Annotated in this window: 22 protein-coding genes and 2 pseudogenes; 11 read left to right on the forward strand and 13 right to left on the reverse strand. The window is 70.9% G+C overall.

Annotation, left to right across the window (positions count from 1 at the left end):
- Positions 1–16: 16 nt before the first annotated feature.
- From ACZ60T_RS31225 to ACZ60T_RS31235, 3 genes and pseudogenes are all read left to right on the forward strand, one after another.
- Complete coding sequence (locus tag ACZ60T_RS31225) at positions 17–1,324, forward strand: hypothetical protein (RefSeq protein ID WP_469668988.1); 1,308 nt, start codon at positions 17–19, stop codon at positions 1,322–1,324.
- Between the two features lie 169 nt (positions 1,325–1,493).
- A pseudogene (locus ACZ60T_RS31230) lies at positions 1,494–2,465 on the forward strand (site-specific integrase).
- A 120-nt stretch (positions 2,466–2,585) separates the two neighbouring features.
- On the forward strand, positions 2,586–3,494 hold the full coding sequence (locus tag ACZ60T_RS31235) for a hypothetical protein (RefSeq protein ID WP_469668990.1): 909 nt from the start codon (positions 2,586–2,588) through the stop codon (positions 3,492–3,494).
- A gap of 16 nt (positions 3,495–3,510) precedes the next feature.
- On the opposite strand, the pseudogene ACZ60T_RS31240 reads toward ACZ60T_RS31235, so the two are convergent.
- Positions 3,511–3,708: pseudogene (locus ACZ60T_RS31240) on the reverse strand (Tn3 family transposase); the annotation flags it as partial.
- Between ACZ60T_RS31240 and ACZ60T_RS31245 the strand changes: the two are divergent.
- The 3 genes from ACZ60T_RS31245 to ACZ60T_RS31255 all read left to right on the forward strand — a co-directional run bounded on the left by ACZ60T_RS31245 (position 3,692) and on the right by ACZ60T_RS31255 (position 5,986).
- The gene (locus tag ACZ60T_RS31245; RefSeq protein ID WP_469669092.1) at positions 3,692–4,324 is read left to right on the forward strand and encodes a hypothetical protein; all 633 of its coding nucleotides are present in this window, start codon (positions 3,692–3,694) and stop codon (positions 4,322–4,324) included. The pseudogene ACZ60T_RS31240 and the gene ACZ60T_RS31245 sit on opposite strands and share 17 nt — an antisense overlap.
- A 116-nt stretch (positions 4,325–4,440) precedes the next feature.
- Positions 4,441–5,052 (forward strand): hypothetical protein, encoded by a 612-nt coding sequence (locus ACZ60T_RS31250; RefSeq protein ID WP_469668991.1) that lies wholly within the window; start codon positions 4,441–4,443, stop codon positions 5,050–5,052.
- Positions 5,053–5,581: 529 nt separating this feature from the next.
- Positions 5,582–5,986 (forward strand): deazapurine DNA modification protein DpdA family protein, encoded by a 405-nt coding sequence (locus ACZ60T_RS31255; protein ID WP_469668992.1) that lies wholly within the window; start codon positions 5,582–5,584, stop codon positions 5,984–5,986.
- Between the two features lie 35 nt (positions 5,987–6,021).
- Here ACZ60T_RS31255 and ACZ60T_RS31260 read toward each other — a convergent pair whose 3' ends face one another.
- From ACZ60T_RS31260 to ACZ60T_RS31315, 12 genes are all read right to left on the reverse strand, one after another.
- Positions 6,022–6,822, reverse strand: a complete 801-nt coding sequence (locus ACZ60T_RS31260; protein ID WP_469668993.1) for a class I SAM-dependent methyltransferase — start codon at positions 6,820–6,822, stop codon at positions 6,022–6,024.
- 38 nt (positions 6,823–6,860) lie between these two features.
- Positions 6,861–7,730 (reverse strand): phytanoyl-CoA dioxygenase family protein, encoded by an 870-nt coding sequence (locus ACZ60T_RS31265; protein WP_469668994.1) that lies wholly within the window; start codon positions 7,728–7,730, stop codon positions 6,861–6,863.
- Positions 7,727–9,868 carry a phosphoketolase family protein gene (locus ACZ60T_RS31270; RefSeq protein WP_469668995.1) on the reverse strand — a complete coding sequence of 714 codons (2,142 nt, stop codon included), beginning with the start codon at positions 9,866–9,868 and terminating at the stop codon, positions 7,727–7,729. The genes ACZ60T_RS31265 and ACZ60T_RS31270 overlap by 4 nt, the downstream gene beginning before the upstream one ends.
- Before the next feature lie 3 nt (positions 9,869–9,871).
- The gene (locus ACZ60T_RS31275; RefSeq protein ID WP_469668997.1) at positions 9,872–11,026 is read right to left on the reverse strand and encodes a GGDEF domain-containing protein; all 1,155 of its coding nucleotides are present in this window, start codon (positions 11,024–11,026) and stop codon (positions 9,872–9,874) included.
- The gene (locus tag ACZ60T_RS31280) at positions 11,026–11,751 is read right to left on the reverse strand and encodes an HAD family hydrolase (protein ID WP_469668999.1); all 726 of its coding nucleotides are present in this window, start codon (positions 11,749–11,751) and stop codon (positions 11,026–11,028) included. The genes ACZ60T_RS31275 and ACZ60T_RS31280 overlap by 1 nt, the downstream gene beginning before the upstream one ends.
- Positions 11,748–12,941, reverse strand: a complete 1,194-nt coding sequence (locus ACZ60T_RS31285; protein WP_365634703.1) for an enolase C-terminal domain-like protein — start codon at positions 12,939–12,941, stop codon at positions 11,748–11,750. The genes ACZ60T_RS31280 and ACZ60T_RS31285 overlap by 4 nt, the downstream gene beginning before the upstream one ends.
- On the reverse strand, positions 12,941–14,005 hold the full coding sequence (locus ACZ60T_RS31290; protein ID WP_469669000.1) for a radical SAM protein: 1,065 nt from the start codon (positions 14,003–14,005) through the stop codon (positions 12,941–12,943). Before ACZ60T_RS31290 ends, ACZ60T_RS31285 begins: the two co-directional genes overlap by 1 nt.
- Positions 14,006–14,090: 85 nt before the next feature.
- On the reverse strand, positions 14,091–14,516 hold the full coding sequence (locus ACZ60T_RS31295) for an ATP-binding protein (protein WP_365634708.1): 426 nt from the start codon (positions 14,514–14,516) through the stop codon (positions 14,091–14,093).
- Between the two features lie 267 nt (positions 14,517–14,783).
- Positions 14,784–16,025: a helix-turn-helix domain-containing protein gene (locus ACZ60T_RS31300; RefSeq protein WP_469669002.1), complete on the reverse strand. Its 1,242-nt coding sequence runs from the start codon at positions 16,023–16,025 to the stop codon at positions 14,784–14,786.
- Between the two features lie 86 nt (positions 16,026–16,111).
- Positions 16,112–17,284, reverse strand: a complete 1,173-nt coding sequence (locus ACZ60T_RS31305; protein WP_469669003.1) for a helix-turn-helix domain-containing protein — start codon at positions 17,282–17,284, stop codon at positions 16,112–16,114.
- A 17-nt stretch (positions 17,285–17,301) separates the two neighbouring features.
- Entirely contained in the window at positions 17,302–17,820 is a 519-nt protein-coding gene (locus ACZ60T_RS31310; RefSeq protein ID WP_469669004.1) for a hypothetical protein, read from the reverse strand.
- A gap of 20 nt (positions 17,821–17,840) precedes the next feature.
- A complete protein-coding gene (locus ACZ60T_RS31315; protein WP_469669006.1) occupies positions 17,841–18,797 on the reverse strand; it encodes a hypothetical protein in 957 nt (318 codons plus the stop codon).
- A gap of 721 nt (positions 18,798–19,518) precedes the next feature.
- Here ACZ60T_RS31315 and ACZ60T_RS31320 point away from each other — a divergent pair.
- The 5 genes from ACZ60T_RS31320 to ACZ60T_RS31340 all read left to right on the forward strand — a co-directional run bounded on the left by ACZ60T_RS31320 (position 19,519) and on the right by ACZ60T_RS31340 (position 22,968).
- Positions 19,519–19,758, forward strand: coding sequence for a hypothetical protein (locus ACZ60T_RS31320; RefSeq protein WP_469669007.1), 240 nt, complete (start codon positions 19,519–19,521; stop codon positions 19,756–19,758).
- 83 nt (positions 19,759–19,841) lie between these two features.
- Positions 19,842–20,462 (forward strand): hypothetical protein, encoded by a 621-nt coding sequence (locus ACZ60T_RS31325; RefSeq protein ID WP_469669084.1) that lies wholly within the window; start codon positions 19,842–19,844, stop codon positions 20,460–20,462.
- Positions 20,459–21,112 carry a hypothetical protein gene (locus ACZ60T_RS31330; RefSeq protein ID WP_469669008.1) on the forward strand — a complete coding sequence of 218 codons (654 nt, stop codon included), beginning with the start codon at positions 20,459–20,461 and terminating at the stop codon, positions 21,110–21,112. Before ACZ60T_RS31325 ends, ACZ60T_RS31330 begins: the two co-directional genes overlap by 4 nt.
- A 425-nt stretch (positions 21,113–21,537) precedes the next feature.
- Entirely contained in the window at positions 21,538–21,789 is a 252-nt protein-coding gene (locus ACZ60T_RS31335) for a hypothetical protein (protein ID WP_469669009.1), read from the forward strand.
- Positions 21,790–22,038: 249 nt separating this feature from the next.
- Positions 22,039–22,968: a hypothetical protein gene (locus tag ACZ60T_RS31340; protein WP_469669010.1), complete on the forward strand. Its 930-nt coding sequence runs from the start codon at positions 22,039–22,041 to the stop codon at positions 22,966–22,968.
- Positions 22,969–22,976: the final 8 nt, after the last annotated feature.

Genomic DNA, 22,976 nt, shown 5'->3' on the forward strand with positions numbered 1-22,976 from the left:
TCAGGAGTGACCCGACATGACCGCGACCACGCGCCCCGTCAGCAGCTCGCGCACCCGAGCCCAGGAGCTGGCCCCGAGCCCCGCCGAAGCGCCGACACCCACCGCCCCGGCCGCCGACCGCCCCCGCAACCTGGCCCGCCTCACCGCCCAGGCGGAAGCGGCCGGATGGACCGCCACGGTCCAGACGCAAGCCGGACACTGCGCCCTGGTGCTCACCGCCCGCCAGGAGGCCGGTGAAACCGTCCTGCGGTGCGTGTGGCGGCTCACCGCCCGGGGCTACCGCTGGGACGGCGCCACCCTGACCCGCTACGGCCAGCAGGCCGCCGAGGGCATCGCATGGCGCGCCGTCGGCGACCTGGTGGCCGCCGAGGCCCCCATCGCCCGCCAGCCGACCCGCCCGAACCGGTCCATGCCGGTCTCTGACAAGCCGGGCCCCCAGCCCGTGCCCGCGGACGCTCCGGCCCCCGTTCCGGCCGAGACCACGGCGGAGACTTCAGCCACCCGGAAGCGTGCACGGAAGGCGCCGTCCATGGCGGAAATCGAGCGTGCGCGCAGGGCGGCGGCGGAGTGGCCGGAAGCAATGCAAGCGCGGTCGCTGGGCGACCGCTACGAGGGTGAGTTCCGGCGCTCCGACCTGCTCTCGGAACTGTCCGTGTGCGGTGAGCGGTTCCGGTTCCGCTTCCATTTCCAGTCGGGCGGCGGCCACACCGTGACTCTTCCAACAGGGGACGTGCGCGGTACGTGGGGTGAGGTCACGGGGGCCGCTATCGCGTACGTGATCGCCGAGCGTCCCGCGTCGGTGCTGCGGGCGACGGCCGAGACGGCGCGCGTGTACGACATCCATGCGGAGCGGGCGGCGGAGAGGGCGGAGGAAAACGCGCAAACGGCCGTGTCGGTCGGCATGGCGCGCACTGCCCTGGACACGGTCCGTGCGTTCGCTCAGCGCATCGATTGGGACAGGCTGACGGATGAACAGTACGACAGCGCCCGGGGTGCGGTCCGTGAGGTCGAAGAGTGCGCAGAGGGCGCAGAGTCCGCGTACGGGCGGGGCGACGTCGACACGGCCCGTTGGGAAGCGCGTGACTCTCTCGCCGTCGTGCGCTGGTTCGGGCTTGACGTGCCGTCGGCCCAGGCGTGCGCGGAGCGTGCGCCGGAACCGCGCACGGTTGCTGGGCGGGTGCGGCCGGAAGCGTCGGCGTTCCTGCTGCGGATCACCCGCCCGGGATGGGAGCGACCGGCGGAGGAGGCCGAGGTTCCAGCCGGTGACGCCGCCCCCGCGGCTGACCAGGGGGTTGAGGAACATCGGAACGGAAACCGGCGCTAAGGGCTCGTCGCTCCTGGTGGGCGGCTGACGGGGCGTCGGCGGCGGGGCGGTCGTGAGGTCTTCCTACAGATAACGCCCTATTATCTGCGGCATCGCCGATCATGACCTGCGGCGACGTCGCCGGGGCCGTGCGCGAAGCGACCCTGTTATCTGTGGCAAGGGAGAACCGGTGCCGACCGTCGTCCAACTTCCGGCCGGGAAGGCGCTGACCGTCCGGGCCGCGGCCGACGTCTTCCTCGGCTCGCTCGGCAACCCGAACACCGCGCGGAACTACGGCATCGCCGTCGGGAAGACGACCGGCCGCCTCGGCGAGGACCGCCCGCTGGCCGCCGTGACGGACGACGAAGTCGGCGAGGCCCTGGAGGTGCTGTGGGGCACGGCGGCGGCGAACACCTGGAACGCGCGCCGCGGCGCGGTGCTGTCGTGGACGAGCTGGTGCACCGAGCGCGGCTACGACGGGCCGACGGTGCCGGCCTGGACGAAGCGGATGCCACCGCCGGACTCCGACACCCCGGCCCGCTCCAAGCTGGCGATCGACCGGCTCATCGCCCGCCGCGACGTCCACCTACGGGAGAAGACCCTGTGGCGGATGCTCTACGAGACCTGAGCCCGCTCCGAGGAGATCCTGGACGTCAACATTGAGGAGCTGGACCTGGCCGGGCGCCGGGCCCCGGTGAAGACGAAGGGCGCCCCCGCGCGGCGTCGAGGCGGCCGCGCCCGCGAGGACTTCGCGCTGGAGACCGTGTACTGGGACGCGGGCACCGCCCGGCTGCTGCCCCGGCTGATCAAGGGCCGCAGCCGCGGGCCGGTGTTCGTTACCCACCGCCGCCCCGGCCCCGGCAAGGTTCTCAGCGCCCGCGACGTCTGCCCGGACACCGGGCTGGCCCGGCTGTCGTACGGGCAGGCCCGCGCACTGCTGGACGATCACACCGCCGTGCACGGCCCGGGAACGGGCTGGGACCTGCACGAATACCGGCACTCCGGCCTCTCCCACCTCGGGGAACAGGGCGCCTCGTTGCTGATGCTGATGGCCAAGTCCCGGCACAAGAAACCCGAGAACGTCCGCCGCTACTTCAAGCCAACTCCGGAGGCAATCTCCGAGCTCACCGGCCTCCTCGCCCTAGGCGACAGCCGCCGCTGAGCATCGGTACGGAGGGGGAGAATTGGGCTTCCGTCTGTGCCACTGCGAGAGGCGATCATGAGCGAGCTTTCCGGCTATGGACCCACCCCTTTCGATGCTCTGCGGAGGGGGCGGAGAGCGGTGGACCGCCTGATGGCGAGCATGGTGGATAACGGCGGGATGTGGCGTGAGGTGGCTGCGACTCAGGTTCTGCTGTCTGAGGCCAGCCCGCCCATCTACTTCCAGGAGTTCACGTCGGCAGAGGAGGCGGCGGCCGGGGCGGACTGGATGTGGTGGTGGGTGGACCGGGACGGTGTCTGTTTCGGCCTCCTTGCCCAGGCGAAAATCCTCAAGGTGAATGGCCGTCAGTGGACCATCGACTTCGGGTACAGGACCAAGGGTGACCCTCGATCCCAGATCACCAAGCTGATCAAGGCAGCCGAGCCCTACCAGGTGCCGGCGGCCTACATCCTGTACTGCGGCGACCGGAAGTACCGGGCGACTCTGGAGTGCGACCGTACCCACGGCAGCGTCCTCTGCCGCGACCGTGAGCGGGTGGGTGTGTCGGTGGTATGCGCCCTTGTGGCGCAGAGGCATGTGTCCTTCTACGGGAAAGGTGCTGGCTTGGAGGCGTTCCACGACGCCGTACCGGTGGAGGACATCGCGAGCCCTGCCGGGGTTGACAATCCAGTCCACTCCTTGGTGCGGGAGCTGGACGAGGAGCTGGCACAGTTCCTCGTCCAACCGCAGAGCGGAGCCCGGCGCGTGGCCAAAGAGCTGCTCCGCCCGCTGGAGCGGATCTGGCGCGGCCAGTTCTCCCGTGCGGGCACCCTGGAGCGGGCGGCGCCGGTGGCCGATGCCCTCTTCCGGGACGTTCCCACTGACCGTGGTCACTTCTCGGTGCCCTACCTCGCCCACGTGCTGCGCGGTCTGCGCACTTGGGTTCCCGACTATGTGCGCGACGTCATGGAAGGACGCACTCCTCCGGCGTGGGTGACCGACAGGTTCGGGGGGATTGTGGTGATCCCCGAAGCGGACACATTCGGGTAGCGGGCGACGATCGGCCTTACTCGTCGGCGGCAGCGTTCTTGTCGCGGAGGGGCCGCAGACCGCCGGGCAGGTCGGGGAGCTGAAAGGAGTACCGGCCGAGCATGTTGACGTGGTGGCGGACGAACGGGGAGAGGCGGGCGACGTCCTCGTCGCGGACCTCGAAGCCGTCCGCGCGCAGCTGCGTGACGGCGGCATCCATGTACCTCGTGTTGAAAGTGGACGCCCCCGACACGGACGGCGACCCGACCGAGGAGCTGCCGCAGGCGGCGGGTGCGGCCAAGCCGTCGGAGCCGTTGCGCAAGTACGTCAAGGAGGGCAACAAGGCCTACCGCGCCGCCGAGAAGGCCCGGCAGGCGTGGCTGAAGGACCTCATCGGTCGCAAGACCGCACCGAAGCCGCTCGCCGCGTTCATCACCGAGCAGCTCCTTTCCTGCCCCAAGCCGGTGGCTCAGTGGGTGGGCGACACGGGCCGCAGAAACCTGGTCAAGGAACTGACCGGCCACGACCAGCCCGCCGAGCGCGCCAAGTCGGCGACCCCCGCCAAGCTCACCCTTCTCAACTTCGCGGTGCTGGCCGCGACGTTCGAGAAGCGCATGGGTGAGGCCCGCACCTGGCGCACCGACAGCACCGCCCGTTCTGCCGTCTACGAGCTGCGGGAGATCCGCGGGGACGCCCGCACGTGGCTGTCCTTCCTCGCCGAGATCGGCTACCCGCTCTCCAGCGTCGAACAGGCCATCGTCGACGACGAGCCTTACCAGGAGGGCAAGCCAGGCACGGCCGACACCGACGGCCAGGCCGACGAGGACACCCCGACGACCCGGACCCCGTGAGCGCCGAGAACTCCGAGAACGCGTCCTGACGTGCTGCCCGAGCCGGACCCGACAGGTCTGGCCCGGGCCCCCTCCCCCTTCCCTCTCTGCGCGCCGCCCGCCCGGAAGGCCTCGCCATGCTCCGCTCCGAACTCCGCCTCAACACCTCTCTGTTCGTCACCCAGGCCGCCGTCAGCAACCACACAGGCCTGATCGCCCGGGTCGGTCTCGCCATGCCGGCCGCGCCGTTCGGCTCCCCCGCCTGGCAGCTGCCCGCCCTGGTCTCCTACCTTCACCGCCTCCACCAGGACGAGGAGGACCCCTCCCCCGAGCTGTGGCGCGCGCACACCGAACGCCAGACCGGCCCCGTGCCCCGGCCGCATATCCGCTACCACGGTGACGGCCTGCACGATGCGGACGCGGTGTGCGTTCTCGACATCCAGCTCGGCCCGCGCGACGAGGACACCGGCTGGCCCGCCGCCGACCTCGCCGTCATCGAGCAGGAGGAAGGCACCTGCCCGTTCGGACGCGTCACGCGCCGCCACGGGGTCGGGGCGATCGCCGCGTACACCGCCGAGGAGCTGACCGCCGAGCACGCCCGGCTGATGGACCGCGCCCGCCAGCACCAGGACGCCTCCCTCGTACGCCTCGCTGGCCTGGCCCAGCGTGCCGCCGCCTGGGCCGACAAAGTCCGTGCCGCTGCGCACGCCGATGCCGCGCCTGTCCAAGCTGCCCTCGCCCAGGCCTGAATCGCCCGCCGACCGCCCCGCTCACCGCCTCACTGAGTGCTGCCTGTGGAGGCCTGCGCCATGTACGAGTTCGAGCCCGCCCCTCCGTCTACACGATCTCCGACACCATCGTCGAACACCACCTGCAGGGCTGGAACCACACCCGCACCGACCTGCCCGGCGGCTACCGGCTGACCCTGCGCACCCGCGAACTGCACGGCCCCCTTGAAGCCGCCCTGGCCGCGCCGTCGCCCACCGGCCCCGCCCGGATCTACACCGCCCCCATCGGCGCGCACACCCCGACGCCTGTCACCTCGCGCATTCTCGACACGGTCACCCGCTACGCCCCGGCCCTGCCCAACGCCCACGACGCCCGCCCACCCTTGGAGGCCGTTGCCCGCCTGATTCCCACCGGCGCCCCTTACCAACGGCCCGGCGAGCCGGGGCTGTTCGTCCGGTACGGGCATGCGGAAGCCTGGCTGGAGGGCAGGCGGCTCAGCGTCACCCTGGGCAGCTCTGGCAGCGGACTCAGCCTGGTCCTGGGCGGCCCGTGGGACGCGCCGTCCTGCGCGAGCTGACCGAGGCCGCACAGCTCGCTGGCCAGGTCGCCTCGCTGCTGCAGCCCGGACCGTGGCAGGTCCTGTCCGACCACTGGCACCCGGACGCCGTTCTCGTCCTGCCCGCAACCCGCCGCCCCGACCCGGAAGACCCGCTCGGACGCCGCGCCTCCTGGGCGCTGCGCGAGGTCCAGGGCGCCTTCTCCAAACTCGACAACCACAGCGGCTGGGCGATCGGCCCGCACGCCTACGTCCGCGAGTTGCACCAGTTCCGCGACGGGATCGGCCGCCTGGTCTGGGCCAGTCCGCAGGACTGGATGTGCGCCGCCGTTGTGCGGTCTTTCAACCTGTTCCAGCGCGGGAGTGTCTCAAGGCGTCACCCCCGCCTGGCCGCGTGACGAGGAGTCGTGGCCAGGCAGTAGCGGGCGGCTGGTCAGGGGCGGGTGGCGATGATGGCTTCGGTTCGTACGACTTCGTCGAAGACGCCGTCGGGGTTGAACTCGCTGAGCGCCTGGCGCAGATCGCGTTCGAAGGCGTCCCTGTGGTCACCGAGTTGGGCGGGGCTGGAGTAACTGTAGGAGAACTGCAGGCCGATGACTTCGTCGAGGGTGCGGGCGACGGTGCGGTCCCAGCGGGCGGTTTCGACGTTGGAGAACGGGGAGCGGGCAAGCACGTCCTGGTGGCGTTCCTTGGGGTGGGAATAGGTGCCCGACCCGGCTCGGCGCTCAGGCCCGAGGTAGCGGGTGCGGACATCGACGATGACCTGGAGCCAGGGGGCGGGCTCAAGGTCGCCGGGGGCACCGCCGGAGGCGAGGACGACGGCCCCGTTCGGTGTGATGAGCTGGTCGAGGTCGCGCAGAGTCTGATCGCGATCCATCCAGTGGAAGGCCGCGCCCATCACAGTCAGCAGCACCGGTTCGAGGCCCATGCTGAGCAGGGCGGTGGAGTCGCCTTGGCGCCAGTCGATGTTGGTGATGTCCTGCTCGGCGGCGAGCTTGCGGCCCTCGTCGAGCATGCCGGGCTCGGGGTCGACGGCGGTGACGTGGCCGACGAGCCTGGCAAGGGGGAGCGCGAGCACGCCGGTGCCGGTGCCCAGGTCCAGAACGCGCTGAGTGCCGTCCAGGCCGAAGCGCGCGGCCAGCATGTCGTAGAAGGCTTGGTCGTAGCCGGGCCGGAAACGGGCGTAGTAGGGGGCGGTGGAGGTGAACAGTTCGTCAGGCGTGTAGGAGGTCATCTCGTCAGTCTTTCGCGTCCAGTTGGCCGAGTGCGGTGTCATCCCGAAGAACGAGTCGGGTCCGGATTGAGGTGCTGCCACCAGGTGCGCAGGGGCGCGGCTCCGGCGCCTTCGTGTGCGACGGAGCCGTCCGAGTGTCGGTCCGGCCGACCGAGCAGCTGCCTCTCGATGTCAGTCAGGTCCCCGCGGTCCAGCAGGTGGGGGGCGGGGTCGTCGACCGCGGCAAGCCAGCGGTAGCCGTACTGCATCATCACTGCGAGGCGGGGGTGGCCGGAGGTGTTCAGGCCGCCCGCGTGCCAGGTGCGGTTCTCGAACAGCAGCGCGTCGCAAGGGCCGACGTCGGGGGTGATCGCGCCGGGCGGGTCGATGGCTCCGGCCGGGACAGCGACGGGCCCGGTGTCGGTGTGGCTGCCGGGGAGGATCATGGTGACGCCCGCGTCGGGGGTGAGGTCGCTGAGGAAGTAGGCGGCCTTGATCGACAGGCGCGGGACAACCTCGGTGCCGAGGTCGCGGTTGGTGGAACTCATGTCGCGGTGCCAGCCGTGCCGCTCGGGGACGCGGATGGTGCGCGTGCCTCCGGGCGGGATGGACGGCATGTGGATCAGGTTGCTGGACATCAGGTGAAGGTTCGAGCTCAGCAGCGCGACGAGGGTGGGCAGCACCTTCGGGTTGATAACCAGCGGCAGGAAGGTGTCGTCCATGGCGACGATGCCGCGGAAGCCGTCCTTGCCGTCGACGCTGCGGTCCCTCCCAAGTGCGCGGCCGCTGGCGAGCAGCCGCATCGCAGAGGCCGCGGCCTGATCGCGCCACTCGGGCGTGATCACGTCGCGCAGGACGACGAAGCCTTCGCGTTCGAAGGAGCTCAGGACCTTCGGGTCCGGCGGGCATGCCATATCGAGGGTCGTCATCCGCTGTGCTCCTTGATCATGAGGGCGGCTCGGGCGGAGAGGGCGGCGGCCGAGAGGCCGCAGTGCTCCAGCAGACCCTCGGGGGTGGTGGGGCGGCTGGGCTCCCGGTAGCCGACGACGTGGAACCGGCTGGTCTCGCCGCGGGCGGCCAGCAACGCGCGGACGGGAGCGGGATGAGTGGGGACGGCCATCAGGACGGGGATGTCGGTGCCGAACAGGCGAGTGAAGGTCCTCTCATCAAAAGCGTAGGGCCAGTGCGGGGCCGGACCGAGGACCGCGAGGTCGTTGACGTGCAGATAGCGGATCTTGATCTCGGGATGCGACCGACGTAGCAGCGTGGCGGCGGCGGTCAGCTCGCGGGCCGGGATGTCCCCGGCAGAGGCGAGGACAAGGTCTGGGCGGCCGTGGTGGCTCAGGTGGGGCCAGATTGCGGCGCCGTCGGTGAGCTCGTCGCGGAAGGGGTCTGACGGGAAGGCGGGGCCGGGGTGTTTGTCGGCGATCAGGAAGTTGACGCGGTCGTGCCCGGCGAGCATCACCGCAAGGACCGCGGCGGCCCGCGTAGCGTCCGCGGGGGTGTAGACGTGTACGAAGCCGTCCTCGGTCTCCAGCATCGAGGAGACCAGGCCGGGGTTCTGGTGGGTGTAGGTGTTGCGCCAGCCCAGCGAGGTGATCAGGTAGTTGACCGACGGCAGTCCGCCCTGCCCGGTGAGGTAACGCAGCCGCCGGTGCTTGAGATGCTGGACCAACAGGCTGGTGTTGACCGGGGCAAAGGCTTCGTAGGTGGCCAGCAGCGCGTCCCGGCCGGTCTCGGTGTAGCCCTGCAGCCAGCCGTGACAGATCTCCTCATTCAGGATCTCGGTCGCCCAGGGCGGCAGCGCATCGTCCGTCGTCACAGCCAGGCGGTTGGAGGCGATCTCGTCCGGGCTGAACAGGCGAAACGCCCCGATCGCCGCTCGTTCGCGGACGACCGCGGACACATCGGGCCAGGGCTGGAGCCGCCGGGAGGCGAGCGGGGCCGACGGCCGTGTCATCCGCGGTTCGGCGGTGGGACCGCGCAGGGCCTGGCGGACCAGGTCGGTCGGCCGCCCTTGGGTGGTGAACAGCTCGGCGGGCCGGTAGGAGGCGAGCCAGGCCGCCAGCGCGGCGAACTCCGCGTCGTTGTGGCGGGGACTTTTCAGCGGGGTCTTGTGGACGGCCGGGGTGCCCGCGATCTGCCGGTCGGCCACCCGTTCGGGCCCAGTGTGGCCCTTGGGCATGGTCAGCACGATCATCGGCTGCCGGGCGGGCTCGCCGAGCGGCCGCTGTCGAGTGAGGGCGTCGGCCAGCATCTGGCGGAAGCCGGGCAGGTCGGCGCCGTCGTGGATCAGCGGCTCGTAACCGAGGCCGGTGAAATACGCGCGTACCTCGTCCTGGTTCATGCCGGCCAGCAGGGAGGGGCCGCCCATCTTCAGCCCGTTGGCCAGCACCACCGGCAACACCGCCCCGTGCTCTCCGCTGCCGCGCAGGGCTCGGCGGGCGAGCCAGGCCGCCGCGGTCGCCCCGGTCTCCAGCTCGCCGTCCCCGATCAGCGGGACGACCAGACGGTGCGGGGCGTCCAGCACCATGCCCTGGGCGATGGCGAGGGCGGGGCCGAGCTGTCCGCCGGTGTGCCGGACGCCGGGGATGAGCGGGGTGATCTCCCCGCCGAACCGCTCTGGGTGCGGGAAGCCGGTGAGCAGGGCCCGCAGTTCGGGCATCGAACAGCCCGGCCCGTTCCCGGTCAGGTGCAGGCTGCCATTGAGGTAGGCGTGGGCGAGCGCCGAGGGTCCAGCGTGCCCGGCGCCGTGCAGCACCAACAGTTCGGACCCGGCGGGCCGCCAGGCGGTCAGCGGCCCGAGGTGGGCGAGCATGTAGTTGACCGGCGGGCAGACGCCCCAGTGCCCGCGAGGAGTCTCCTTGACATCCGCGGGCCGCAGCGGACGAGCGAGGCGAGCGTTGTCGGTGAGGTAGAGCTGGGCGGCGGACAGGTGGTTCAACGCCCGCCAGCAGGCGTCGATGGCCTGGTCAGGCACGACCTCGGCAGCCTGCCGTGCCGCGTAGCTCCAATCGGGGAAGCCAGGCGGGGCCGGGTCTGCGACGCGTTTGGTGGTCAGGGCCATAGGTCAGCTCCGGGTGCGGGGGGCGACCGCGTCGATGACGGCGGTGATGCGGGCGGTGCGGATGTCGGCGGTGGCGGATTCGGTGATCAGGTGGAGCATCTGGGCCTGCTCGTGGGCAGGCAGTACCGACCAGTCCAGTCGTTCCTTCTCCAGGACGGCTGCCAAGTCGTCGGGGACGCCACGGGTGGACTTCTCGCGGACGGGCTGAAGCGTGAGCGGGACGCCCGGCCCTTCGATTGCGTCGGTCGCGGCGGTTTCGTGGGGGACGGCGGCCTGGCCATGCACGGAGACGGCGACCGCGGTGCGGGCCGCGCCGTCGGGGAAGGTCACCCGCAGCCGTTTGCCGCGCAGCCCGGCCGGTCCGGCGCAGGGCAGAAGCAGCATGCCGCGTGTCCTGGTGCCGGCCGGGCGGGCGAGCACGTGCAGCGTCTCGGTCCCGGTGGGCAGCGGCAGCAGGGTGCGATCATCCCGGGCGGTGTGGGCGGTCAGCGGGGGCTGGGTGATGGCGACGATGCCGCCTTCGCCGCCGGTGGCTCGGCGAGTGGCCTTGTGCGTGAACAGGCAGCGGTCCACCACGGCAAGCAACTGGTCGGTGAAGTGGTGCTTCCAGCCAGCGCCGCGGTCGGCCGGGAGGTGCTCGGCGGAGGCGAAGGCCAGTGCGAACGAGACACGCACCGGCAGCTTGTCGGCGAGCCGGTCCCGTAGTTGGGTGACGGCCCGGTGGAAGGCGTTCGCGTCGTCCAGGGCGGCGGCGATGATGACCTCATCTCCGCCGAAGGTGGCCGCGCATCCGAACTCCCAGGGCTGGGTGTGGAACCAGGTGCGGGTGACCGCGCCGAGGCGGGCCATCACCTTGTTTCCGGCCAGGTGCCCGTAGCAGCCGGGGTCGGTGGCATTGGCCTGCTCAACGTGGCCCTTGAGCCCGTCGACGTCGCCGATCGCCAGTCCCACCAGTCCCCCACTGGTCAGGGCGGACGCCAGCGCGCGGGGGATGTGGCTGTGGAAGTCGGGGAAGGCGACCAGGCCGGTCACCGCGTCCTCGCGGCTGCCGACGCACCACTCGCGCAGCGGCAGCTGCGCGGGGTCGAACAGCGGCACCGAGCTGACGAGCGGGTCGCGGGCGGGCACCTTCGGGCAGTGCTTGCCGTTCGGGTCCATCAGCGGGAAGCCTCCGAGGTCGTCGCCGGGGACGGTGCGGGCCCGGCAGGCAGCAGCAGGGGAAGGGGGATGAGTGTGTGGAGGCGAACGGTGCGGGCAGTCGGCAGCGGGATACCAGCCATGCGGCGGTCCAGCCAGGCGGTGTGCCAGCCTGCCGCGGCGGCTCCGGCGACATCCGCCCGGGGCGAGTCCCCGACGTGCAGGAGACTGTCCGGGCTGAGCCCGGCGGCGTGTTCGACGGCGGCGAAGGCTTCGCGTTCGGGCTTGACCGCGCCGGTCTCGGCCGAATAGATCACCTGATCCAGCAGGTTGCGGAATGCCTGCCGGGGCTCGGCCGGGATGGAGGATCCGAGGCTGTTGGTCAGGGCGAACAGCGCGAAGCCCCGCTCGCGCAGCGCAGTCAGTGCCGGCTGGGCATCCGGGAACAGCTCCGGCTCGGCGGCCCGTTGCCGGGCCCGTTCCAGCACGTGGGTGAGCGGGCCGATCAGGGCAGGGCGGCGGAAGGCGACTGCCAGGTCGCGGGCGAGGTCCTCGGGGGTGATCCGGCGGCGCTTCGCCCCCTGTTCCATCACCGCGCGGGCCTCTTCCAACGAGATGCCCAGCAGCTGGGCGACCTGTCCGGTCGTCGGCTCGGCCTCGGGACGCACCAGGGTGCCGCCCAGGTCGAAGCAGATGCCACGTACTCCCTCCCAAAGGGTGCGGCGCAACCGGCGCTGGGTGGTCACGAGCCCGTCACCTCCAGCACCGCCGCTTTCTCAGGAAGTGTCGGGGCCTCAGCGAGCGCCGGGACGGTGCGGACGGGCAGCATCCCGTGCTCGACGTGGACGGGGTCGGGGTAGATCTGCTGCCGCAGCGGCTCCAGGGTCAGATGCCACTCGACGGCCGGGATCTTGTCGCGGCAGCAGGCGCCGGCCAGAGCGAGGGCGGCAGGCAGCCGGTCACCGTGCGGGAAGGTCGCCATGCCCAGGTCCGCGGCGAGCTCGGTGGTGTGAAGCGAGCGGGCCAGCCCGCCCGACCAGCCCGGATCGACCTGCCAGACATCCACCGCCGCGCCGGTCAGCAGCCGGGTCTGCTCGGACTCGTCGACGGCGTGTTCGCCCGCCGCCAGGGGAACTCCGGTTCCGGCCGCCCGCAGCCGGTGCCAGCCGAAGGAGCCGGGCGGCAGGAGTTCCTCGGCGAAGGTCACCTGAAGATCGGCCAGGACGGGCAGCAACTGCATCGCCTCGTCCAGGCGGCAGCGGCCCAGGGCGTCGACCATGAACCGGCCATCGCCCGCCGCTTCCCGTAACCGCCCGAGCGTCTTCGCGACCGCCTTCGGTCCGGCGAGGATCAGCGGTTTGGGCAGCGGCCACTTCTGCCCCCAGAACCCCGCCGCGGTAATCCAGGCCGCCGCCTCCGGAGCCGACGGGTGGGCCGGGTCGAGGCCGAGTGCCGAGGCGTAGGCGGGGACCTTGGACCGGATGGTGCCGCCCAGCAGGCCGGTCACGCTCAGCCCGGTGGCATGAGAGGCCAGGTCCCAGCAGGCCAGTTCGACCGCGGAGGCGGCCTGCCGGGCGTGTGCGCCGTGGCGCTGCCGCCCGGTCTTCTTGCGGTATGCCAGGCGGCGGGGTGCGGCGGCATCGTGCCCGATCAGTCCGGCGGCCAGATCGTCGGCGATGATCTGCGCGACCGTCTCGGCAACCGGGGCATGCCAGCCGGAGGCTCCATCGCCGACCAGCTCGATGGCGAACCGGGTGCGGTGCTCGGCCCAGGCCGGGCCCGCTGGCGGCTCACCTGCCGCGGCGGCAACCGGCTCGGGCAGTTCGGACGGCAGCCCGGCGGGCTGCGGGGGCAGCTGCCAGGCGCGGACGGCGTGGACCACGGTCTTCGTGGCCACCCCGGCTTGGGCGGGTGCGCGAACCGTGAGGGCCGTCATCAGATCTTCGCCCCCGTCAGTTCCTCCCCGGCGAAGGTGAAGCACCACGGACTGCGGTAGTTCTGCCACCACTGCGGACGCAAGCCCGTGGGGGCGAAGAGCTCCTCCAGATGCCGGCGCATGGTCAGGTGCCATTCGATCGTGTCCGAGCCCGGCGTGCGGTAGACGTCCATGAACGCGTTGTGGGCCTGGTAGGTCTGGAACCGGGGGAAGGCGGTGGTGACCGGCAAGAAGTCCTTCAGGTGCTCGAGCGCGTCCTCGATCGGGTCCAGGCCGACGATGTAGGTGAAATCGGTGGTGATGCCGCGCTGCTTCGCCCGGCCCAGAGCCGCGGTCATCTCGGCAGGAGTGAGTTTGGCCTTGGACTCCTTGAGGATCTGCCGCCGCTCGGTGAAGCACTCGGCGGTCAGCGTCAGATGGAACGGGCCCAGACCGGCGGCTGCGTCCATGCCCTCGTCGCTGCTCAGCACAGAGGACAGGAAGTGCAGGGTGCCGCCGCAGCCGTTCGCACCCATCGCCGCGCGGACCTCGGCGAGATGATCCAGCGCGAGGTGCTCGTAGAGGAAGCAGCCGGTGCACACCGTCACCGTCTCCACCGCCGACAGGTCCTCCATGCCGGAGTTCGCCGCGAGAGCGCCGAGGTAGCCGGGCAGGTCCAGGGCCTTGATCTTCGGGTCGGAGGCGTCTTCGAGGGTGTTGGGGCAGAACACGCAACCGGTGCACTGGCTGCGGGCGTTGGAGTTGAGGGTGAGCATCTTCGTGCCGTTGCGCCAGTAGCCCAGCACCGCGTCGTCGTCCTCGATGCCGTCGACCTCGCCGACCTTCTCGCCGTTCAGCCGCAGCTCGTACTCGTCCAGCTCGAACGGGGAGTCCTCACGGCCAAGGGAGAGGATCAGGAACAGCGGGGTGTCGGGGCGGGAGTCCAGCCGCAGACGGAAGCGCATGCGCGGCTTGGCCAGCGGGGACCGGGCGCCGGAGGCGTTCAGCGCGATCAGCAGCACGTCCTCGGGGTTGATGTTCCACTCGCGGGCCACCTGGTCAAGGTGGCGGACCGATTCGAGCATCAGCTGTCCTCTTTCTCGTGGTGGGAGGCACAGGCCGTCGACGGCGCTGTAGCCACCGTCTGACGCGGGTGCCGTAAGGGGTGGATCAGGCCGCAACGGGAGCCAGGGGAAGACGGATGACGATCCGCTTGCCGCCCGTGGCGGTCTCCGGGAGGACCTCCGCTCTGCCGTGAACTTCGTTCACCAGGGCATCGACCAGGAACAGGCCGCGGCCACCGAGGTCGTGGGCGGCGGGCAGCGGCTTCGGCTTGAGCGGATGGGCATCCGCGACGGCCGGCACCAGCGCGGCCTGCTCCTCGACCGCGAGGGTGATCGCAGCGGTGGGCGAGAGTACGGCCGCGTGCCGCACCACGTTCGTCACCAGCTCACTGATGATCAGGCAGGCAGTGCCCACGACCTCCTCGGACATGCCCCAGTCGGCAAGGACCTTGGCCGCCTCGCGGCGGGCCAGCGGGACGTACTCGGCCTCGGAGACCACCTGGAAGTCATGGCGGATCACAGTGCTGGACATCGCGGGACTCACCCTCTCTCCGAGCGGCATCCGCCCGGACCGTGACCGAAGGTAAGGGCCCCAGCACGCAGAGGTGTTCACGACGGTGAACCCGCGCTCCCCGAGCCCGGATCAGGGTCGTTCGGTGAATGCCTGCTCGGGTGCGGGGAGTTGCGTACAGACCAACGTGCTCAACCGCGTACGGAGCCTGCACAGAAGTCCCGTACCGGTGAACGTCCAGCCACGTACGGGCCTATGTGCTCAGCCGGGGCGGGGAGACGTTGCCGGTCAGAGCGGCAGGCCGATGCGGTGGGCCAGACCGCGCAGGTCCCGCGCGGCGTGGGTGGACAGCTGCCGGTCGGTGAGGAACTCGACAGTGTTCCTCACCGGTGCGTTGGCGTGGATGCGCTGCGGGGCGATCTCCTCCGCGGTCAGCAGGGCGGCGACTGCCTGAGCCTCCCGGCCTCGCAGATGGGCCAGCGACCGGCCCAGGTCGGCGTGGAAGGCGGCCTGCCGTCCCGGAGCCTCCGCCAGCGTCTCGGGATGGACCCCGCCCCCTGCGGTGACGGCCACTCCGTGCAGACCGAGGTCGGTGTTCAGGCTCACCTTGTGAATGCCGACGTTGGTGGGGCCGAAGTTCAGGTGCCATGCCCGCGTCTCCCCAGTGCGGCCGGCCAGCTTGGCGGCCTCCGCCAGATGGCCGCGGACATCCTCGGCGCGAGTGTTCCCGGGCCGCTGCCGGTCCTGGGCCAGCGAGGTGGCGGAGATCAGGTGGAGTTCACCGAGCAGCGCATGAGCATCAGGGCTCGTCAGGTGCGCCTCGAGGGTATTGGCGGCGGCGGTGGCCTGAGCCAGGGCTTGAGTGGGGCTGCCGGCTGCCATCAGCACGTGGGTGTGGAAGAAGCCGGACAGGGCGGAGTAGACCGGGTCGTCCAACTCCGCGATCGCCTCGGCGGCACGGGTCACCGCGATGAACGCCAAGTCGGCGTAGCCGAGGTTCTTCAGCAACAGGGTGCAGGCCGGATGGTAGGCGTCCGCCAGCAGTTTCAGCAGCTCGTGGCGGGCGGCGCCGTCGGCGGCCTCGGCGGCTGCGTGCAGGTCGGCCAGCAGCGTCGGCAGCCCGGCGGCGAGGGTGCCGTATGCGGCCGCGTGGTAGAGCCGGTTGGCCTCCGCCACCCGTTCGGTCAGCACCGCCTCCGGAACCTCCGGTGGGCGGCGGTCCGGCGGGGTGGCCATGGTCAGGCCCATGAGCGTCAGCCGCAGGGCGGGAATCGCCTCGTGAGCCGCGCTGGTGTGCGGGTCCACCGGGGCGAAGGGCTGGCCGGTCAGCTCGGACGGGGCGATCTGCAACGCCTCGGCGAAGGCGGTGATGAGGCTGGAGCGGTCCAGCAACCGCTGACCGTTCTCCACCATCGACAGATAGCCGACCGACACCCCGGCCAGACCCGCGAGATTGCGCAGACTCATCCCGCGCTGGCGGCGGGCCGACCGCAGACACTCGCCGATCCTGACGGCCTGCTCTTCGTTCATCGCCCCCGCCTCAACTCCCTTGCCTCAGCCGTAGCGTAGGGCGAGCCTGCCGCCCCCCGGGGGTCTTTCCCGCCAGACGGGCGGCATCACCGCAGCCCGGCACGCTCGGCCAGATCCCGCACCGCCGCGGTGTGAACGGTGGTGCGGTCGGTGAGCGCGGCGACCAGGTCCCGGGCGAAGGGGTCCAGCCGCAGCCGCAGCGGTGCCGCCGCGTCGGCCTCGACCAGCCGGGCGGCAGCCTCGTCGGCACGGTCCTGGCGGGCCTCGGCCGCCGCGGCGACCACCAGCAGACTGGAGCGGTGGGCGCCGTCGAGTGCGGCCTGATCCGCCGCGCGTACGTGGTCGGCGGCCTCGGCCGCGTCGCCCACCTCGGCAGCGACGGCGGCGCGGGCCGCGATCACCCAAGCCGACTCCCGTGCGCCGGTGGCCCGTCCGACGGCCGTGGCAAGGAGCCGTTCGGCCTCCCGGCGGCGTCCGGCCATGGCCTGCGCGACGGCGGCCAGCGCCGGTACTTCCCAGTCGGCTCCGGCGTCCTCGGCGCGGTCGGCGCGGGCCAGCGCGTACTCCGGCAGGCCGAGGTCGATCAGCAGCCGCACCTCCTCGACCAGCACCGGCAGCGGTTCGCGCGTGCCAGGACGGGCCCGGTGCAGCAGCATCCACGCAAGATCTCTGTAGCCCAGGCGCCGAAGCAGGCCTGCGGCCAGCACATGCGCGTTCACACGCAGCCGCACCGCCTCTACCCGGCCGGGCCCCGCAGCGGCGGCCAGCGCGCGGTCAGCCGCCTCGATCAACTCCGGCAGCGCGAGCGCGAGATGGTGCTCGTCGCCCGCGGCATCGGCCCGTGCGGCGGCCCGGGTCCGTTCCGCCAGCTCCTCCAGCGGCACGCCGGGGGCCCTGTCCGGTTGTCGGCGGACCAGGCTGCGCCGCAGGTGGAAGGCGACCGCCCGCACCGCCGCGTGCTCCTCCCCGCGCGGCGGGTAGGGCTGCCCGGTCAGGTCCGCGACATCCAGCCGCAAGGCGGCGGCCAGTGCCGCCAGTCGGCCGCGGCGGTCCACCCACTCCCGGCCCGTCTCCAGCCCGGCGAGGTAATCGAGCTCCAAGCCGGTACGGGAGGCAAGGTCATCCCGGGTCAGTTCCCGGCGGCGACGCCAGACGGCCAGGCGGGCCCCCATCGGGCCGCCCGCGGCCGTCTCGTCCAGCTCGCGCATCACCAGATAGCTCGCATACCCACTCGCCCGGACGGTGCTCCGCCAGGACAAAGGTCCATGCAACCCGTTCAGGTGAGGGTTGAGCCCCCCATGGCAGGTCGCATATGCCTGGCGCACGACACATTAGTCACACCGCTGAAGGCCGCGCGAACTGGCAGGTAGATCCCCACGGTCAGGGCGAAGGAACGCTCGGGGCCGGAAGGACCGCGACCGACGTTGTCCCCGGACTGCCGCAGCCGTTCGAGGAGGCGGGCGTTCTGGGTCTCCAGCTCGGCATGGCGCAAGGTCAGGACCTGGATCTCGTTGGCGTAGGCGGCCAGGGTGTCCTTCAGCTCGCGGACCGCGGAGGCATGTTCTCGGCGAAGCTCGCGCTCCGCCTTCTTCAGCCGGGATACCTCCGCCTGCAGTTCCTCCGGTTCCGGGCGCTGGGTCTGCGGCGCCTTCAGAATCTCCTTCACCGCCTGCGCCACCGGCGAGCGGTAGAAGGAAGCGCGGGAGACCTCGGCTTCGGCGCACGCATTGACGATCGTGATCTTGCCGTCGGTGGTCTCGGACAGGCCGTGCATCAGCCGTTCGAAGGCGCCCATCAGCGCCTGGTCAATGTCCGTCAGCGACGACCCCCGTGGCGCAGGCGGTCGAAGGCCTGCCGGATCCTCAGGTCCGCTTCCTCGTGCACGCGGTGTGCCGGCCTTCCTCGGGTTGTTCTGCCTGCAGACCTGCGAGCAGGTCGTCGAGTTCCGCGGTGTAGTCCGTCGATGACCTGAAGCCGGGGTAGTGCCTCACGGTCCTTCTTCTGCATGTCCAGGGCGGACAGAGCCTGATCCCGTGCTGTCCGCAGCCAGGGGACGTGGATCGTGGATCGCCGGGCGTTGAGGCAGATCAGGCACATGTTGTACAGCGGCAAGGGCCACCCGGCCGCCTTGGCCCGCTTGCGGCAGACCGCCGTCGACGCCTGGTAGAAGCAGTCGTTGAGGACGCCGGGGTGCAAGGTCTTGGCCAAGTGCTCCAGCATGGTGCGGAGCCGGGCCGGAGAGGCAACGACGCCTGGCAGGTCGCCCAGCTCGCGGCGGATACGCTCGAATTCGGCGGAGATACGCTCGGCAGCCCCTCCGATGGACGCGCCACCGTCGTTCCAGTCCCGGTAGATGTCTTCGAGGTAGTCCATGCGCGCCACCGCTTCGTTCGCCGCGACCTCCTCGGCGAAGCCGGACTCTGAAGTCCCCGCATATCCTTCGGACATGACCGTTCGGGCATGTTGGTACTGGCGCGCGCCGACAACCACGCCGAACGGCTGATGGGCGATGTGCCAGGCCAGGGTCCGGCGGAACCGCCGGGTGTCGAAGGCCCGCGGGACTTCTGCGGCGTCGGCGTCATCAGCGTCACAGCCGTCGGCGTCCGTCGGAACGAACTCCCCGGTCTCGCGACCTGCATCATCAGGATCTTCGGAGGCTTCGTAGGCACTGGTGTCGTTGGGGATGAACAGGCTCTCGCTCGTACTGAAGAGCTCGTTGAGGTGATCACGGAACCGCCTCAACCGGTGAGGGACGGAGTCGAACAGCCGCATCGACGTGAACCTCGCAGCCAAGCCGGTCTGCCAGTTCCTGCGTGCCCAGGATCTGCTGGTGGATGACCCCGAGCTGCATCGGGACGCGGATGAGATGTAGGTCGAGTCGGTCCTCACCGCGCTTTCGGATCCGGTCGCGACCGAGGTACGCACGTGGGTGGAGGTCCTGCGCGAGCAGGGCCGACGCGAAGGAGAGCCACACGGGTACGACGGCATCCGCCGCTACCTCGCCCGTCTTCAGCCGGCCCTCACCCATTGGACCGCGACGGTCGGAGTGAGCTCTCTCTGCGCCAGGTCACGAAGACCACGTCGACGACGCCGTGGCGGAGTTGTCCGGTATGGCCTGCCGAAGTCTTGCCACTGTCCTGCGCAGTCTGTTTCGCGCGCTCAAGAGCCGACGGGTGATCTTCCAGAACCCGGCTCGGGACCTCCCCGTCGGCGACCTCACTGGCCTTCCCAGATCCATCCCCTCCGACCGCCTGATGGGTCTGCTCGACCAGACAGAGACGCCGCCGTAGCCCTGGCTGCCATCCACGCCCTGCCCGGCAGCGAGATCCGGAGTCTGCAATCCAGTCGCCTCGATCTGCCCCGCGGCGCCCTGGAAGTGCGGAGGGGCCTGCTGCGGCACACCCTCTACCTAGAGAAGCTCACCCACCAGATCGCCGCGGACTGAATCACCTACCGCCATCGCCGGTGGCTGGCCTCGGCCAATCCCCGCCTCTTGGTCGGCCAGAAGACCGCGGTTGACCCGGACCACCCGGCGGTCACCATCGGGCTTCTCCGCGGAGTCCTCCCCCGCGGGCTGACGCTGAGCGGTCTGCGCCAGGACCGCATCCTCAATCAGGCGGCAGATTGCGCCGCCCCGCTCCGGCTGATGCGCCTGTTCGGCATCACTGAGCAGACCGCCATGCGCTACGTCAGCACCGCCTGCCCGGAGCCCACCGCGAAACTGCCCAGGTAGCGGGCCCGCTCCGAGCCCAATGCCGCTGCTGAAAGCCCGTGGCGACGAAGCAGTGAGTCCGGCATCATCCCCATGTGATTGTGATGCAGCCCGTTCTGGAGATATCCACTGCCGACGGCTTCGCGCTCTGGCCGGTGGGCGAACGCGAGTCATGTGGCTACCTCGTGTTGAACGGGGAGCTGACTCAGGCGGAGGTCGGCACGGCCGTTATGCGGATCGCCGACTGCAACGACTTCGAGCCGGAGGAGGAGCACGGGCCGTGCCCGACCGACCCACTCGGCACCTTCCTGCACGGGCTGCTCACCACGCCTGACCTGTTCGCCGCCGGCGGCTTCCGGGTGGCCGACAACGCCACCGACACCGTCTTCGTCGAGCCTGGCTGCTGCATCGGCCTGGAGGCCTGGCGGGACTGGCTGGAGGTGCTCGACGGTACCGGCTGCGCCTACTTCGGCCACGATCCATCCTCGGTGGCCGAACGCGTCAACGACATTGTCCGGCTCACGCTCGATGCCCACGGGACGGACGACAGCCCGGTGATCGAGCTGTCGGTAGACCAGGTACGCAGGCTCGTCGCCGACGCCCAGCAGGATTTGCAGGACTTCCTCAGCCTTGCCGGGATCTGGGCTGAACAACACCTGCCGGCCCACGCTGCCGCCGTCACCGCCGCCCTGGCACGGGCACTGGACCTGGCGCCCACACCATGACCAGCTTCCTGACCCACCGAACGCGCGTGCACGACGGCCGCCTCCCCCTCCACCGGCGGCACAGCGCGCTGCGCACCTGCCTCGCCGTTTTTGCTCCCTACGGTCTGCGGGCGACGTACCACCACCTCACGCTCAGCGCCGCGATCCCCCGGCATCTGGAGGCGGACCCGGACGCGCTGGCGCGGGCGGTGGAGGAACTGCACGAGGCGCGGGTGCTGTGGCTCGCGCGAGCGGAGGAGTACGCCGCGCAACGCCGGGCAGAGAAGCGGGCCGGGCGGCGGGCCGTACCGGATCCGCGACCGTGGTGGCTGCGGAGCTGGTGGGAAAGCCCGAACCGTGCCTGGTTCGAAGACCCGTTTCGCCACCCGTCGCTGCGGCTGCCCGAGTACGTCCGGCGGCAGAACGCGATTCTGGACGGTGCCGAGCCGCCCGGCTGCCCGGCTTGTGGGGATGAGGGACTGCGAGTGCTGAGCTCGACCGGGCACGGTTGGGCCGAGCTGTGCCGTGGGTGCGCGTGGGTGCTGACGCCATGTCCGTGCGGGCAGCGGCACCGGTGCGTGCCGGAAACCCCGTTCAACTGGAACGGGATCTGGCAGCGGGCGCACATGGGCGATGACGGAAGGCCGAACTCACATTGGCCTGCGGGCTAGCCAGTTGGATCGGCGCGGCGAACGCTCGGAAAGCGGATCCCGCCAGCTTCACCGGAACTGCGCGCGGGACCGCTACAGCCATTAACCGGCACGCGGGTTCAGGCTTCCCCACGTTCAGGAATTTCGGAACCCGCGCGCTTCCGACCGCGCGATGTCCAAGGTCCGCAACGGCGAGCGCGGCCGCGGCGGTGTCGAACGGCGCCTGGTCGCCCCCGTGGCGAGGGTGAACCCGGCCGAGGGTGGATGGAGGAGGCCCTGCAGGCCGTCGGCGCGCGGGGGTCGTAGCCCACGGGGGCAACCACAGGTACGCGGCCCTACATCGGGCCGTGTACCGGCTGCCGGCTCACCGCCACCTCTGCCCATACCCGAAGGCCGACCAGGGGGGAGCGGCCGCATGACCGCCGCATCCCGCACCGACGGCGCCGGTGTCGAGCTGGCGGGTCGACGTGGGCCGGACACCCGCTCTCGGCCGGAGGCTGCAGAGCGTCTCGGAGCGGCGCGGTGTCCCGGTCGAGGTCTACGAGCGCTACGGGAGGGCACGGGCGTGGGTCCAACGGCACGGGTCGGCACTTCCGACCGTGGGGGAACTGATGGTCACCGCCCCGTTCCACGTCCAGGACAAGAAGGTGCAGCACTTCGAGCGGAAGTGGGCCGCGCATCGCCGCAGCCGGTCGTGACGTGCTCTGGGTGCCAACGAGATTGACAGCCACCCATTAAGAGCGTCATATTGATTACGCGAAACAAGCGGCAAAAGCGGTGGGCGGCGGAAGGCACCCTCTGACAGGGTGTCGACCCAGAGCGGCAACCCCGGCCGAACGTCCCGCCGACCACCATCACCAACTCGACTCGCCGCCGGCGCGTGAGCACCGGAGGAACAAGAGGAGCAAGCCCTCAGTATAGGGCCGCGATCCGAACCGGAGAGTGCAATGTCCAAGGCCCTGAACCCGCAGCGTCGCGTCGTCGGCGACCGTGCCGTGGTCAACCGCGACTGGATCCGCGAGTTCGCCGGCGCCAGCGTCGGCACCGCGGCCCGCTGGTACAAGATCCGGCTTGAACAGCCGGAGGAGCACCGCCACCCGGAGAAGGAGCGCATCGACGGGACCGACTTCTACGACGAGCAGCAGTTCCGCGGCTTCTACACCTGGTTCCAGCAGGAGAAGGCGAGCAAGATCCTCAAGGCCGACCCTGAGCTATACCAGGCCGACCCGGAGGACATCGTCTCCATCAACACGGCCGCCAAGTGGCTGGGCTTCAGCGGAGCCTCGGCGATCCGTAAGTACCTGAAGGACAACCCCGACTACTTCCCGAAGCCCCTCGCGGAGCCGGTCGAAGGCCCGACCGGCCGCATGATCCCCGGCTTCCGCGTCGGCGACCTACAGGACTTCGACCGCAAGCGCACCGGGGACAAGCTCGGCAAGGCCGGCCGCCGTCCTGGGCCTCAGGCCGACGCAGCCGTCGGTCGCCCCTCCGCCCTCGAGGAGGCTCTCGCGGCCGAACTGAGCGCCCGCGCCGGCGATGAGCCGCTCACGGCCACGCAGCTCGCCGAGCAGTACGCCACCGAGGCGATCGACCGCGACGGCCACCACCCAGGGTTGGCCGCGGAGCTCAGCATGCAGTACGGCGGGCCGCGAAGGTCCTGGGAGTACGTCGTACGCAACGCCCTCGAGCACCGACCCGCGGCCGCGCCGGCCCGCTCGGAAGCCGACCGGCGGGCGGCCATCGCCCTGGATGCCCTGCGCGAGCGCGGCGACATCCGGGGACTTGCTGCTTCCCTCGCCCGCGCGCACGGCGGTAGCCCCGACGTCTGGTCGCGCGCCGTGAACGCGGCACGTGCGATCACCGACCCCACCACCTGATCGCCCAA

This window comes from Streptomyces sp. NPDC104371, from assembly GCF_055583785.1.

Excerpts from the sequence above, each read along its gene's own strand:
- ACZ60T_RS31225 (WP_469668988.1), top strand. The coding sequence starts at position 17 with ATGACCGCGACCACGCGCCCCGTCAGCAGCTCGCGCACCCGAGCCCAG.
- ACZ60T_RS31245 (WP_469669092.1), top strand. The coding sequence starts at position 3,692 with ATGTACCTCGTGTTGAAAGTGGACGCCCCCGACACGGACGGCGACCCG.
- ACZ60T_RS31250 (WP_469668991.1), top strand. The coding sequence starts at position 4,441 with ATGCTCCGCTCCGAACTCCGCCTCAACACCTCTCTGTTCGTCACCCAG.
- ACZ60T_RS31260 (WP_469668993.1), bottom strand. The coding sequence starts at position 6,822 with ATGACCTCCTACACGCCTGACGAACTGTTCACCTCCACCGCCCCCTAC.
- ACZ60T_RS31265 (WP_469668994.1), bottom strand. The coding sequence starts at position 7,730 with ATGACGACCCTCGATATGGCATGCCCGCCGGACCCGAAGGTCCTGAGC.
- ACZ60T_RS31270 (WP_469668995.1), bottom strand. The coding sequence starts at position 9,868 with ATGGCCCTGACCACCAAACGCGTCGCAGACCCGGCCCCGCCTGGCTTC.
- ACZ60T_RS31275 (WP_469668997.1), bottom strand. The coding sequence starts at position 11,026 with ATGGACCCGAACGGCAAGCACTGCCCGAAGGTGCCCGCCCGCGACCCG.
- ACZ60T_RS31285 (WP_365634703.1), bottom strand. The coding sequence starts at position 12,941 with ATGACGGCCCTCACGGTTCGCGCACCCGCCCAAGCCGGGGTGGCCACG.
- ACZ60T_RS31290 (WP_469669000.1), bottom strand. The coding sequence starts at position 14,005 with ATGCTCGAATCGGTCCGCCACCTTGACCAGGTGGCCCGCGAGTGGAAC.
- ACZ60T_RS31295 (WP_365634708.1), bottom strand. The coding sequence starts at position 14,516 with ATGTCCAGCACTGTGATCCGCCATGACTTCCAGGTGGTCTCCGAGGCC.
- ACZ60T_RS31300 (WP_469669002.1), bottom strand. The coding sequence starts at position 16,025 with ATGAACGAAGAGCAGGCCGTCAGGATCGGCGAGTGTCTGCGGTCGGCC.
- ACZ60T_RS31310 (WP_469669004.1), bottom strand. The coding sequence starts at position 17,820 with ATGGGCGCCTTCGAACGGCTGATGCACGGCCTGTCCGAGACCACCGAC.
- ACZ60T_RS31315 (WP_469669006.1), bottom strand. The coding sequence starts at position 18,797 with ATGCGGCTGTTCGACTCCGTCCCTCACCGGTTGAGGCGGTTCCGTGAT.
- ACZ60T_RS31325 (WP_469669084.1), top strand. The coding sequence starts at position 19,842 with ATGCAGCCCGTTCTGGAGATATCCACTGCCGACGGCTTCGCGCTCTGG.
- ACZ60T_RS31330 (WP_469669008.1), top strand. The coding sequence starts at position 20,459 with ATGACCAGCTTCCTGACCCACCGAACGCGCGTGCACGACGGCCGCCTC.
- ACZ60T_RS31340 (WP_469669010.1), top strand. The coding sequence starts at position 22,039 with ATGTCCAAGGCCCTGAACCCGCAGCGTCGCGTCGTCGGCGACCGTGCC.